The sequence below is a fragment of the Actinomadura macrotermitis genome (assembly GCF_009604375.1).
GTDB lineage: Bacteria > Actinomycetota > Actinomycetes > Streptosporangiales > Streptosporangiaceae > Spirillospora > Spirillospora macrotermitis.
The window spans coordinates 1,520,351-1,533,101 of sequence record NZ_WEGH01000003.1 but is presented as its reverse complement, the minus strand read 5'-3'; the positions used below and the strand labels follow the sequence as shown (position 1 = coordinate 1,533,101).

The following is a 12,751-nucleotide window of genomic DNA, read 5'->3' as shown; positions in this document are numbered from 1 at the left end:
CGACGAGGGCGACGAGCTCCCGCCGGGCGTGAACGAGCTGGTCCGCGTCTACGTGGCCCAGAAGCGCAAGATCACCGACGGCGACAAGCTCGCCGGCCGCCACGGCAACAAGGGCGTCATCTCCAAGGTCATGCCCGCCGAGGACATGCCCTTCCTGGAGGACGGCACCCCGGTCGACATCGTGCTGAACCCGCTCGGCGTGCCCGGCCGGATGAACATCGGCCAGATCCTGGAGTCGCACCTGGGCTGGGTCGCCAGCCGCGGCTGGCAGATCGAGGGCGACGACGCCGACTGGAAGCGCCAGCTGCGCGAGATCGGCGCCGACAAGGCCGAGCCGTGGACCCGTACCGCGACCCCGGTGTTCGACGGCGCCCACCAGGACGACGTCACCGGCCTGATCGAGTCGACCCTGCCGAACCGCGACGGCGAGCGCATGGTCGGTCCCGGCGGCAAGGCGCGGCTGTTCGACGGCCGCACCGGCGAGCCGTACAAGGACCCGATCTCGGTCGGCTACACCTACATCCTCAAGCTGCTGCACCTGGTGGACGACAAGATCCACGCTCGGTCGACCGGCCCGTACTCGATGATCACCCAGCAGCCGCTGGGCGGTAAGGCGCAGTTCGGCGGTCAGCGCTTCGGTGAGATGGAGGTGTGGGCGCTGGAGGCCTACGGCGCCGCCTACGCCCTGCAGGAGCTGCTGACGATCAAGTCCGACGACGTGCTCGGCCGCGTGAAGGTCTACGAGGCCATCGTCAAGGGCGAGAACATCCCGGAGCCGGGCATTCCGGAGTCGTTCAAGGTCCTCATCAAGGAGATGCAGTCGCTCTGCCTCAACGTCGAGGTGCTCTCCAGCGACGGCATGTCCATCGAGATGCGCGACACCGACGAGGACGTCTTCCGCGCGGCTGAGGAACTCGGCATCGACCTGTCCCGGCGCCCCAATGAGGGTGCGATGAGCGTCGACGAGGTCTGATCCAAAAGGGGATATGCAAGTGCTCGACGTAAATTTCTTCGATGAGCTGCGGATCGGCCTCGCGACCGCCGACGACATCCGGCAGTGGTCGCACGGCGAGGTCAAGAAGCCCGAGACCATCAACTACCGGACCCTCAAGCCCGAGAAGGACGGACTCTTCTGCGAGAAGATCTTCGGTCCGACCCGGGACTGGGAGTGCTACTGCGGCAAGTACAAGCGGGTGCGCTTCAAGGGCATCATCTGTGAGCGCTGCGGCGTCGAGGTGACCCGCGCCAAGGTGCGCCGTGAGCGGATGGGCCACATCGAGCTGGCCGCGCCGGTCACGCACATCTGGTACTTCAAGGGCGTCCCCTCGCGCCTCGGCTACCTGCTGGACCTGGCCCCGAAGGATCTCGAGAAGATCATCTACTTCGCGGCCTACATGATCACCAGCGTGGACACCGAGCGCCGCGACCGCGACCTGCCGACGCTGGAAGCGCACATCTCGGTGGAGCGCCAGCAGATCGAGCAGGCCCGCGACGCGCAGGTCGAGGCCCGCCAGCAGAAGCTGGAGGGCGACCTGGCCGAGCTGGAGGAGGCCGGCGCCAAGGCCGACCAGAAGCGCAAGGTGCGCGACGGCGCCGAGCGGGAGATGAAGCAGCTGCGCGACCGCGCGCAGCGCGAGATCGACCGCCTCGACGAGGTGTGGAGCCGCTTCAAGAACCTCAAGGTCCAGGACCTGGAGGGCGACGAGCTGCTCTACCGCGAGATGCGCGACCGCTTCGGCAAGTACTTCCAGGGCGGCATGGGCGCCGCGGCCATCCAGGCGCGGCTGCAGAACTTCGACCTGGACGCCGAGGCCGAGAAGCTCCGCGAGATCATCCGCACCGGCAAGGGGCAGAAGAAGGCCCGCGCGCTCAAGCGGCTGAAGGTCGTCTCGGCGTTCCTCAACACCCGCAACAGCCCGCTCGGCATGGTGCTGGACTGCATCCCGGTGATCCCGCCGGACCTGCGTCCGATGGTGCAGCTGGACGGCGGCCGCTTCGCGACCTCCGACCTGAACGACCTGTACCGCCGCGTCATCAACCGGAACAACCGGCTGAAGCGCCTGCTCGACCTCGGCGCGCCCGAGATCATCGTGAACAACGAGAAGCGGATGCTGCAGGAGGCCGTCGACGCGCTGTTCGACAACGGCCGCCGCGGCCGTCCGGTCACCGGTCCGGGCAACCGCCCCCTGAAGTCCCTCAGCGACATGCTGAAGGGCAAGCAGGGCCGGTTCCGCCAGAACCTGCTGGGCAAGCGCGTCGACTACTCGGGCCGTTCGGTCATCGTCGTCGGCCCGCAGCTGAAGCTGCACCAGTGCGGCCTGCCCAAGCAGATGGCGCTGGAGCTGTTCAAGCCGTTCGTGATGAAGCGGCTGGTCGACCTCAACCACGCGCAGAACATCAAGTCCGCCAAGCGCATGGTCGAGCGCGCCCGCCCGGTCGTGTGGGACGTGCTCGAAGAGGTCATCACCGAGCACCCGGTGCTGCTGAACCGCGCGCCGACCCTGCACCGCCTCGGCATCCAGGCGTTCGAGCCGCAGCTGGTCGAGGGCAAGGCCATCCAGATCCACCCGCTCGTCTGCACGGCGTTCAACGCCGACTTCGACGGCGACCAGATGGCGGTGCACCTGCCGCTGTCGGCCGAGGCCCAGGCCGAGGCGCGGATCCTGATGCTGTCCACCAACAACATCCTCAAGCCCTCGGACGGCAAGCCCGTCACCATGCCCACCCAGGACATGGTGATCGGCCTGTACTGGCTGACCACGCAGAAGGACGGCGCGCCCGGCGAGGGCCGCGCGTTCGGCTCCATCTCCGAAGCGATCATGGCCTATGACCGCCAGGAGCTGGACCTGCAGGCGACCATCCAGATCCGGCTGAAGGACGTCCCGCCGCCGCGGTCGTGGACCGCGCCGGAGGGCTACGAGCCGGGCCAGGCCTACCGCCTGGAGACCACGCTCGGCCGCGCGCTGTTCAACGAGGCGCTGCCCGCCGACTTCCCGTTCGTCAACGACGAGATCGGCAAGAAGCAGCTCTCGGCGATCGTGAACGAGCTGGCCGAGACCTACCCCAAGGTCGAGGTCGCCAACGCGCTGGACGCCCTGAAGTCGACCGGTTTCCACTGGGCCACCCGGTCCGGGGTGACCATCTCGATCGACGACGTGATCACCCCGCCGAACAAGGCGGAGATCCTGTCGTCCTACGAGGCCCGCGCCGACAAGGTGCAGCGCGAGTTCAACCGCGGTCTGATCACCGACGATGAGCGCAAGCAGGAGCTCATCGAGATCTGGAACCACGCGACCGCCGACGTGGCCAAGGACATGGAGCAGGCGTTCCCGAAGGCCAACCCGATCTGGATGATGATCCAGTCGGGCGCCCGCGGCAACCCGCTGCAGCTCCGCCAGATCGCCGGCATGCGCGGCCTGGTGTCCAACCCCAAGGGCGAGACGATCCCGCGTCCGATCAAGTCCTCCTTCCGCGAGGGCCTGTCGGTCGTGGAGTACTTCATCTCGACCCACGGCGCCCGCAAGGGCCTGGCCGACACCGCGCTGCGCACCGCCGACTCGGGTTACCTGACCCGTCGTCTGGTGGACGTCGCGCAGGACGTCATCGTCCGCGAGGAGGACTGCGGCACCGACCGCACGATCCCGTTCGACGTGGCCGAGAAGCTGCCCGACGGCACGCTGGTCAAGCCCGCGACGACCGAGACGATGCTCATCGGCCGCACCATCGCCGAGGACGTCGTGGTCGACGGGACGGTCATCTTCCCGGCCGACACCGACCTGTCCGACGCGGTGGTCACCCGCCTGGTCGAGGCCGGCGTGGAGCGGGTCCGCACCCGCAGCGCGCTGGTCTGCGAGGCCAAGATCGGTGTCTGCGCCGCCTGCTACGGCCGCTCCCTGGCCACCGGCAAGCGGGTGGACGTCGGCGAGGCCGTCGGCATCATCGCCGCGCAGTCGATCGGTGAGCCCGGCACCCAGCTGACCATGCGCACCTTCCACACCGGTGGTGTGGCCGGTGGCGACATCACGCACGGTCTGCCGCGTGTCCAGGAGCTGTTCGAGGCCCGCATCCCCAAGGGCGTGGCCCCGATCTCCGAGGTCGCCGGCCGGGTCAAGATCGACGAGACGGAGAAGACCCGCAAGGTCGTCATCGTCCCCGACGACGGCTCGGAGGAGATCGCCTACCAGGTCCCCATGCGCTCGCGCCTGGAGGACGGCGTCCGCGAGGGCGCCCACGTCGAGGTCGGCCAGCAGCTGATCAAGGGCGCGCAGAACCCGCACGAGGTGCTGCGCATCCTCGGCCCCCGGGCCGTCCAGCTGCACCTGGTCCACGAGGTGCAGGAGGTCTACCGCTCGCAGGGCGTGTCGATCCACGACAAGCACATCGAGATCATCGTGCGGCAGATGCTCAAGCGGGTGAACATCCTGGAGTCGGGCGACACCGACCTGCTCCCGGGCGACCTGATCGAGCGTCCGATCTTCGAGGAGCGCAACCGGGCCGTGGTGGCCGAGGGCGGCACGCCCGCGGCCGGCCGTCCGGTCCTGATGGGCATCACCAAGGCCTCGCTCGCGACCGAGTCGTGGCTGTCGGCGGCGTCCTTCCAGGAGACGACCCGGGTGCTCACCGAGGCGGCGATGCACGCCAAGAGCGACCCGCTGCTCGGCCTCAAGGAGAACGTCATCATCGGCAAGCTCATCCCGGCCGGTACGGGCATGCCCCAGTACCGCAACGTCCGGGTCGAGCCGACCGAGGAGGCCAAGGCGGCGGTGTACTCCGTCGGGTCCTACGACGACGGCGCCGAGTACGCCTTCGGCCAGGGCTCCGGCGAGGCCGTGCCGCTGGAGGAGTACGACTTCGGGCAGTACAACCGGTAACACCTGCGCGCCGAGGGGCCCCCGCCGACCACTGGTCGGCGGGGGCCCCTCCGCATGACCCGGCATGACCGCCCCTTTGGCGGCTTTTGCTTAGCTTTAGCCGTCCATCACCTTGCGCAAAGGCAACGCTGACTAGCCTGTGAGCAGGGGGATTACATGAACAGACTTCTCGCAGTTCTCACCGTCATGACGCTCGCACTGGCCGCCGGAGGGGCCTCGATCTCGGCCTCGGCCGCGGCGCCGCCGCGAGCGCCCGTCCACCAGACCCAGGGCGCCGACTGCCGGACGTACTCGGGCACCGAGGTCTGCGGCGGGCTCAAGCTCACCGACCAGCAGCGCGCGTGCGTGCAGCAGAGCGTCGCCAAGGGCATGACGGACCGCCGCGCCGAAGTCGAGTGCCACACCTACTCCTGACCCGCGACCACCGAGAGGCCCCCTCCACCACCCGGAGGGGGCCTCTCGGCGTTCCGGGCCAAAGGGGCGCGGGGACGCGCGGCGCCGCGCGCCGCACCGGAGTCCCGCGGCCGGGGACATGCTGATCGTTCCGGGAGGTGACCGGCCGGACGGCCGCTGCGGGCCAGGGGTTTCCGTTTGTGAGGGGCGCGTTCGGGGACGGAACGTGCCAGGAAGTTTCGGCGTCTATCAAGGGTGGTGATTTGCGATACCACCGGCGATCGGGGCAGGCTTGGTGGCGAAACTCCCCTTGGAGCGGAGCCGCCGTGTCCCGGGGGAGTCGGTGACATGGCTTGGAGGCCGCGTTATGCGCCGCGCGCCTTCGAGCGAACAGGCACGGAACCGGGCGCGCGGCGTCCGGGACGACGGCGCTGAAGGAGCCCGACGATGACCGAGAATGACGGCACGCAGGGTCCGCAGTGGCCGTTGCCTGACGACAAGGACAAGCCCGCCGAGGAGCAGCGGAAGCAGGAGCCTCCCGCGCGCCCCATGGGGGACCGCACGGTGGTCTTCGGCGCTCCGCAGCTCGGCGGCCAGGCCCCGGCCCAGCAGCCGCAGCAGGAGACGCCCCCACAGGGGGAGCGGCCCACACCGCCCACCCCGCCGGCGGCACCGCCGACGATGGTCGAGCAGCCGCTGTCGGCTTTCCAGCAGGAGCAGCCGCCCGCGCCGCCCTACCAGCAGCAGCAGGACTACGGCCAGCAGCAGTACGGGCAGCCGTACGAGCAGCAGCAGTACGGCCAGCAGCAGGGTGGTTTCGGGCAGCAGGGTTACGGCCAGCAGGAGCAGCAGCAGTACGCGCCGCCGCAGCAGGACCAGCAGCAGCAGTACGGCCAGCAGCCTTTTGAACAGCAGCAGCAGCAGAGCGGGTACCCGCAGCAGCCGCAGTACGGCCCCCCGGAGCAGCAGCAGGACTACGGGCAGGTCTCCCGGGCCCCGTACGGGCAGCAGCCCGAGCAGCAGCAGTACGGCCAGCAGCAGGACCAGTACTCCGCCCCGGGCTTCCAGCCGCCGGCTGAGCAGCCCTCAGCGGGTGGTGAGAGCGGCGGGAACGACCGGACGCTGATCGTCCCCGGCCCCGGCGCGACCCCGGCCCAGCCCGAGCAGCAGCAGCGGCCCCCGGTGGACGACCAGTCGACGCTGCACTGGTCGCCCGGCCCCGACGTGCCGGTCGCCTCGGGTCCCGAGCGCCGGCAGCCCGAGCCGCCCGCCGAGCCGTGGCAGACGCCGACGCCGCCGGCCACGCCCGAGCCCTGGGCGGCCGAGCCGAAGCAGGGGCAGGGCGACCACGAGCGGACGATGATGGTCCCGCCGCCCGACTCCGGCTTCGGCGCGCCCGCGCCGGCGGAGGAGCCCTCCTACGGCGCCTCCTCCCAGCAGCAGGGCGAGGACGTCCGGCCGACGCAGGCGTTCGACCCGTCCGCCCAGTCCGGTGGCGACCAGCACGACCGGACCCGCATGGACGTCGGTCAGCAGCAGTGGCAGTCGCCCGACCAGGGGCAGCAGCCCTACGGCCAGCAGCAGGGCGGTTTCGGCCAGCAGCAGTACGGCCAGCAGGGCGAGCAGGGTCAGCAGGCCTACGGTCAGCAGGGCTACGGCGACCAGTCCCAGCAGCAGTACGGGCAGCAGGCGTACGGCCAGGGCCAGCAGCAGCAGGGCTTCGGTCAGCAGGGTTACGGCGACCAGTCCCAGCAGCAGGGCGGCTTCGGTCAGCAGCAGTACGGCGAGCAGGCCCAGCAGCAGCAGTACGGTCAGCAGGCCTACGGCCAGCAGGGCGAGCAGCAGCAGGGTGGCTTCGGCCAGCAGCAGTACGGCCAGGGCGAGCAGGGGCAGCAGGCCCAGCAGCAGTACGGCGGCCAGCAGGGCGACCAGCAGCAGTACGGGCAGCAGGCCTACGGTCAGCAGCAGCAGTACGGGCAGCAGGGCGACCACGGCCAGCAGGGCTTCGGTCAGCAGGGGTACGGCGACCAGCAGCAGCAGGGCGGCTTCGGCCAGCAGCAGTACGGCCAGAGCGGCGAGCAGCAGCAGCCGTACGGCCAGCAGCCCGCGGCCTACGGTGCCTCCGAGGGCGGCGGCAAGGGCAACAAGAACCTGATCCTGATCACCGCCGGCGTCGTCGCCGTCGTGGTGATCATCGTGATCATCGCCGTCATGATGATGTAGCCGGCGGGAGCGAAGGGTTCGCCCGGTTCCGCCCCGGCAGGGGCGGGCCGGGACGGAATGCCGATGGATGCACCGTCCCGCGACGGAACATCCGTCGGCATTCCGCCGTTGTGGGAGGGGACGTGTCCTACGGCACGTCCGCCGCGGATCAGGACGCCGGACCGGCGGAAACCGCCTGGGCGGGGCGGCTCGCGAAAGGTTCGCGGGCTTGCGCCGGAGGGGGTGGGCGCGATAGTGAGCCGCTCGCTTTGACCTTTCGCCCGGGGGTCGGTAATCTCTGTCCTTGTGCCCGCACTATGCGGGCCGCTCTGCGTGCGCTCCGGCGAGTCCCTGTAGTAGAGGGATGGGAGCCGGCGCCGCAATCACTCCCCGGCTTGATTCGGCCCTTTTGCGGGCCGGGCGGTCTGTGTCGGTCCCGGTGAGGACGACACGCCCGACCGCGTGGGTCGGAGAGGTCGGGAAACCGGCAGGTCACAGCCTCAGACGAGGTGGTGATGACGGGTCCCACGTGAGTGGAACCCTGACAGAACAAGACTTACCGGCTCGGTACGAGGAAGACGGAGACGCGGTGCCCACGATCCAGCAGCTGGTCCGAAAGGGCCGCCAGGACAAGGTGACCAAGAACAAGACGCCTGCGCTTAAGGGCAGCCCCCAGCGCCGGGGTGTCTGCACGCGCGTCTACACGACGACGCCCAAGAAGCCGAACTCCGCGCTTCGCAAGGTCGCTCGTGTCCGGCTGACCAGCGGGATCGAGGTCACGGCCTACATCCCCGGCGTCGGGCACAACCTGCAGGAGCACTCGATCGTGCTCGTGCGCGGTGGCCGAGTGAAGGACCTCCCGGGCGTTCGGTACAAGATCATCCGCGGCTCGCTCGACACCCAGGGTGTCCGCAACCGCAAGCAGGCGCGCAGCCGCTACGGCGCGAAGAAGGAGAAGAGCTAATGCCGCGCAAGGGCCCCGCTGGCAAGCGCCAGCTCATCGCTGACCCGGTGTACAACTCGCCGCTGGTCACCGCGCTGATCAACAAGGTGCTCCTGGACGGCAAGCGCTCCATCGCGCAGTCCATCGTGTACGACGCCCTCGAGGGCGCCCGCGAGAAGACCGGCAACGACCCGGTCGTCACGCTGAAGCGCGCGCTCGACAACGTCAAGCCGACCCTTGAGGTCCGCAGCCGCCGTGTCGGTGGCGCGACCTACCAGGTCCCGGTGGAGGTGCGGCCGGCGCGCAGCACCACCCTGGCGCTGCGCTGGCTGGTGCTCTACGCCCGGCAGCGTCGCGAGAAGACCATGACCGAGCGGCTGATGAACGAGCTGCTCGACGCGAGCAACGGCCTCGGCGCGTCTGTGAAGAAGCGCGAGGACACGCACAAGATGGCGGAGTCCAACAAGGCCTTCGCTCACTACCGCTGGTAATCCGGCGGAACACGACTGACGACGAGACGACGCGAGGACACAGTGGCTACCAAAACCGGTGTAGACCTGGCCAAGGTCCGCAACATCGGGATCATGGCCCATATCGACGCGGGCAAGACCACGACGACCGAGCGCATCCTGTACTACACCGGGATGAGCTACAAGATCGGCGAGGTCCACGACGGCGCGGCCACGATGGACTGGATGGAGCAGGAGCAGGAGCGGGGCATCACCATCACCTCCGCGGCCACCACCTGCACCTGGCCGGTCAATGACGTCAAGCACACCATCAACATCATCGACACGCCGGGCCACGTCGACTTCACCGTCGAGGTGGAGCGCTCGCTGCGCGTCCTCGACGGCGCGGTCGCGGTGTTCGACGGCGTCGCCGGCGTCGAGCCGCAGTCCGAGACCGTGTGGCGCCAGGCCGACCGGTACAACGTGCCCCGCATCTGCTTCGTCAACAAGCTGGACCGCGTCGGCGCGGAGTTCCACCGCTGCGTCGACATGATCAGCGACCGCCTGCAGGCGACCCCGCTGGTGCTGCAGCTGCCGATCGGCGCCGAGGCCGACTTCAAGGGCGTCATCGACCTGGTGACGATGAAGGCCCTGGTCTGGAACGACGAGGCCAAGCTCGGCGAGATGTACGACGTCGTCGACATCCCCGACAGCCACGCCGACACCGCGCGCGAGTGGCACGACAAGCTGATCGAGACGCTGGCCGAGGCCGACGACGAGGTCATGGAGCTGTACCTGGAGGGCAACGAGCCCACCGTGGAGCAGCTCTACCCGGCCATCCGCCGCGCCACCATCGCCGGCAACGCGACCCCGGTGCTGTGCGGCACGGCCTTCAAGAACAAGGGCGTGCAGCCGCTGCTGGACGCGATCGTGCGCTTCCTGCCGTCGCCGCTGGACGTCGAGGCCATCGAGGGCCACGCCGTCCGCAACGAGGAGCAGGCGCTGATCCGCAAGCCGAGCGAGGACGAGCCGTTCTCCGCCCTGGCCTTCAAGATCGCCTCTGACCCGCACCTGGGCAAGCTGACCTTCGTGCGCGTCTACTCGGGCGTGCTGGAGACCGGCACCGCGGTCCTGAACTCCGTCAAGGAGCGCAAGGAGCGCATCGGCAAGATCTACCGGATGCACGCCAACAAGCGCGAGGAGATCGACCGCGTGGGCGCCGGCGACATCGTCGCCGTCATGGGTCTGAAGCAGACCACCACCGGCGAGACGCTGAGCGACGAGAAGGACCCCATCGTCCTCGAGTCGATGAACTTCCCGGCGCCGGTCATCCACGTGGCGATCGAGCCGAAGACCAAGGCCGACCAGCAGAAGCTCGGCACCGCGATCCAGCGGCTGGCGGAGGAGGACCCCTCCTTCACCGTCCGCACCGACGAGGAGACCGGTCAGACGGTCATCGCCGGCATGGGCGAGCTGCACCTGGAGATCCTCGTCGACCGCATGCGGCGCGAGTTCAAGGTCGAGGCCAACGTCGGCAAGCCCCAGGTGGCCTACCGCGAGACCATCACCAAGAAGGTCGAGAAGGTCGAGTACACCCACAAGAAGCAGACGGGTGGCTCGGGCCAGTTCGGCCGCGTGATCATCGACCTGGAGCCGCTCGGCGAGGGCAGCGACGGGTACGAGTTCGAGAACAAGGTCACCGGTGGCCGCATCCCGCGGGAGTACATCCCCTCGGTCGACGCCGGCTGCCAGGAGGCCGCCGAGTTCGGCGTGCTGGCCGGCTACCCCATGGTGGGTGTGAAGGTCACGCTGCGAGACGGCGCCTACCACGAGGTCGACTCCTCGGAGATGGCGTTCAAGGTCGCCGGCTCCATGGCGTTCAAGGAGGCCGCCCGCAGGGCCGGGGCGACCATCCTGGAGCCCATGATGGCCGTCGAGGTCACCACGCCCGAGGAGAACATGGGCGACGTGATCGGCGACATCAACAGCCGTCGCGGGCAGATCCAGTCGATGGACGAGCGCGCGGGCATGCGGGTCGTCAAGGGCCTGGTCCCCCTGTCCGAGATGTTCGGCTACGTGGGCGACCTGCGCAGCAAGACCCAGGGCCGGGCTGTGTTCACGATGCAGTTCGACTCCTACGCCGAGGTTCCCTCGAACGTCGCACAGGAGATCATCTCCAAGGCGCGGGGCGAGTAGCTCCCGGCCTGCCAAGGTCACTCAGACGGACATGAAGCGGTCGGCAAGCCGGCCGAGGATCGCAACAAGGAGCAACAGTGGCGAAGGCCAAGTTCGAGCGGACCAAGCCGCACGTGAACATCGGCACCATCGGTCACATCGACCACGGTAAGACCACCCTTACCGCGGCGATCACCAAGGTGCTGCACGACGCGTACCCGGACATCAACCCCTTCACGCCGTTCGAGGACATCGACAAGGCGCCGGAGGAGCGCGAGCGCGGTATCACCATCTCCATCGCGCACGTCGAGTACCAGACCGAGTCGCGTCACTACGCCCACGTCGACTGCCCGGGTCACGCGGACTACATCAAGAACATGATCACCGGTGCCGCGCAGATGGACGGCGCGATCCTGGTCGTGGCCGCCACCGACGGCCCGATGCCGCAGACCAAGGAGCACGTGCTCCTGGCCCGCCAGGTCGGCGTCCCCTACATCGTCGTCGCGCTGAACAAGTGCGACATGGTGGACGACGAGGAGATCCTGGAGCTCGTCGAGCTCGAGGTCCGCGAGCTGCTGTCGGAGTACGAGTTCCCGGGCGACGACGTCCCGGTCGTGCGCGTGTCCGCCTTCCAGGCGCTGCAGGGCGACGCCAAGTGGGGCGAGTCGATCCTCGAGCTGATGAAGGCCGTCGACGAGAACGTGCCGGAGCCGCAGCGCGACACCGACAAGCCGTTCCTGATGCCGGTCGAGGACGTCTTCTCGATCACCGGCCGCGGCACCGTCGTGACCGGCCGCATCGAGCGCGGTGTGGTCAACGTGAACGAGGAAGTCGAGATCATCGGCATCAAGGACACGGCGACCAAGACCACGGTCACCGGTGTCGAGATGTTCCGCAAGCTGCTCGACCAGGGCCAGGCCGGCGACAACGTGGGCCTGCTGCTGCGCGGCATCAAGCGCGAGGACGTCGAGCGCGGCCAGTGCATCATCAAGCCGGGCACCAACACCCCGCACACCGAGTTCGAGGCGCAGGTCTACATCCTGTCCAAGGACGAGGGCGGCCGCCACACGCCGTTCTTCAACAACTACCGCCCGCAGTTCTACTTCCGTACCACGGACGTGACCGGCGTCGTGCACCTGCCCGAGGGTGTCGAGATGGTCATGCCGGGCGACAACACCGAGATGCGCGTTGAGCTGATCCAGCCCATCGCCATGGAGGACGGCCTGAAGTTCGCCATCCGCGAGGGTGGCCGGACCGTGGGCGCCGGTCGAGTGACCAAGATCCTCAAGTAACACCCCTTCGTCGCCGCGGCGGCCGGGCAATGCCTCGCGCAACCCGGCCGCCGCGGCACGAACCAGATCAGTAACAGCGGCACTACCAGCAAAGGACACCGAGGCCACCATGGCGGGACAGAAGATCCGCATCCGGCTCAAGGCCTACGACCACGAGGTCATCGACACCTCCGCGAAGAAGATCGTTGAGACGGTGACGCGGACGGGCGCCAAGGTCGCGGGCCCGGTGCCGCTGCCGACCGAGAAGAACGTGTACTGCGTCATCCGCTCGCCGCACAAGTACAAGGACTCGCGCGAGCACTTCGAGATGCGCACGCACAAGCGGTTGATCGACATCATCGACCCGACGCCCAAGACGGTCGATTCGCTGATGCGCCTCGACCTTCCGGCCGGCGTTGACATCGAGATCAAGCTCTAAGGGACGCA

General features: G+C 68.7%; 9 protein-coding genes. All 9 read left to right on the top strand.

All coding sequences use genetic code 11. The annotated features are described in order from the left end of the window. The coding region (locus ACRB68_RS28575; protein WP_456356040.1) for a DNA-directed RNA polymerase subunit beta at positions 1–973 on the top strand (973 nt) is incomplete at its 5' end. Between the two features lie 19 nt (positions 974–992). Next, positions 993–4,871: a DNA-directed RNA polymerase subunit beta' gene (locus tag ACRB68_RS28570; protein ID WP_328594896.1), complete on the top strand. Its 3,879-nt coding sequence runs from the start codon at positions 993–995 to the stop codon at positions 4,869–4,871. Positions 4,872–5,027: 156 nt separating this feature from the next. Then, positions 5,028–5,285, top strand: a complete 258-nt coding sequence (locus tag ACRB68_RS28565; RefSeq protein ID WP_153537498.1) for a hypothetical protein — start codon at positions 5,028–5,030, stop codon at positions 5,283–5,285. Between the two features lie 426 nt (positions 5,286–5,711). Beyond that, positions 5,712–7,487 carry a hypothetical protein gene (locus tag ACRB68_RS28560; protein WP_153537496.1) on the top strand — a complete coding sequence of 592 codons (1,776 nt, stop codon included), beginning with the start codon at positions 5,712–5,714 and terminating at the stop codon, positions 7,485–7,487. Between the two features lie 568 nt (positions 7,488–8,055). Beyond that, positions 8,056–8,430 (top strand): 30S ribosomal protein S12, encoded by a 375-nt coding sequence (rpsL, locus tag ACRB68_RS28555; protein ID WP_019632621.1) that lies wholly within the window; start codon positions 8,056–8,058, stop codon positions 8,428–8,430. Beyond that, positions 8,430–8,900, top strand: coding sequence for a 30S ribosomal protein S7 (gene rpsG / locus ACRB68_RS28550; protein ID WP_067806994.1), 471 nt, complete (start codon positions 8,430–8,432; stop codon positions 8,898–8,900). Before rpsL ends, rpsG begins: the two co-directional genes overlap by 1 nt. A gap of 42 nt (positions 8,901–8,942) precedes the next feature. After that, the gene (gene fusA, locus ACRB68_RS28545; protein ID WP_328594895.1) at positions 8,943–11,054 is read left to right on the top strand and encodes an elongation factor G; all 2,112 of its coding nucleotides are present in this window, start codon (positions 8,943–8,945) and stop codon (positions 11,052–11,054) included. A gap of 77 nt (positions 11,055–11,131) precedes the next feature. Then, complete coding sequence (gene tuf / locus ACRB68_RS28540; protein WP_328594894.1) at positions 11,132–12,325, top strand: elongation factor Tu; 1,194 nt, start codon at positions 11,132–11,134, stop codon at positions 12,323–12,325. Between the two features lie 109 nt (positions 12,326–12,434). Then, positions 12,435–12,743, top strand: coding sequence for a 30S ribosomal protein S10 (rpsJ, locus tag ACRB68_RS28535; protein ID WP_018657599.1), 309 nt, complete (start codon positions 12,435–12,437; stop codon positions 12,741–12,743). The last annotated feature ends 8 nt before the right edge of the window (positions 12,744–12,751 follow it).

Coding starts and splice junctions, on each gene's coding strand:
- ACRB68_RS28565 (WP_153537498.1), top strand. CDS start 5,028: ATGAACAGACTTCTCGCAGTTCTCACCGTCATGACGCTCGCACTGGCC.
- ACRB68_RS28560 (WP_153537496.1), top strand. CDS start 5,712: ATGACCGAGAATGACGGCACGCAGGGTCCGCAGTGGCCGTTGCCTGAC.
- rpsJ (WP_018657599.1), top strand. CDS start 12,435: ATGGCGGGACAGAAGATCCGCATCCGGCTCAAGGCCTACGACCACGAG.
- rpsG (WP_067806994.1), top strand. CDS start 8,430: ATGCCGCGCAAGGGCCCCGCTGGCAAGCGCCAGCTCATCGCTGACCCG.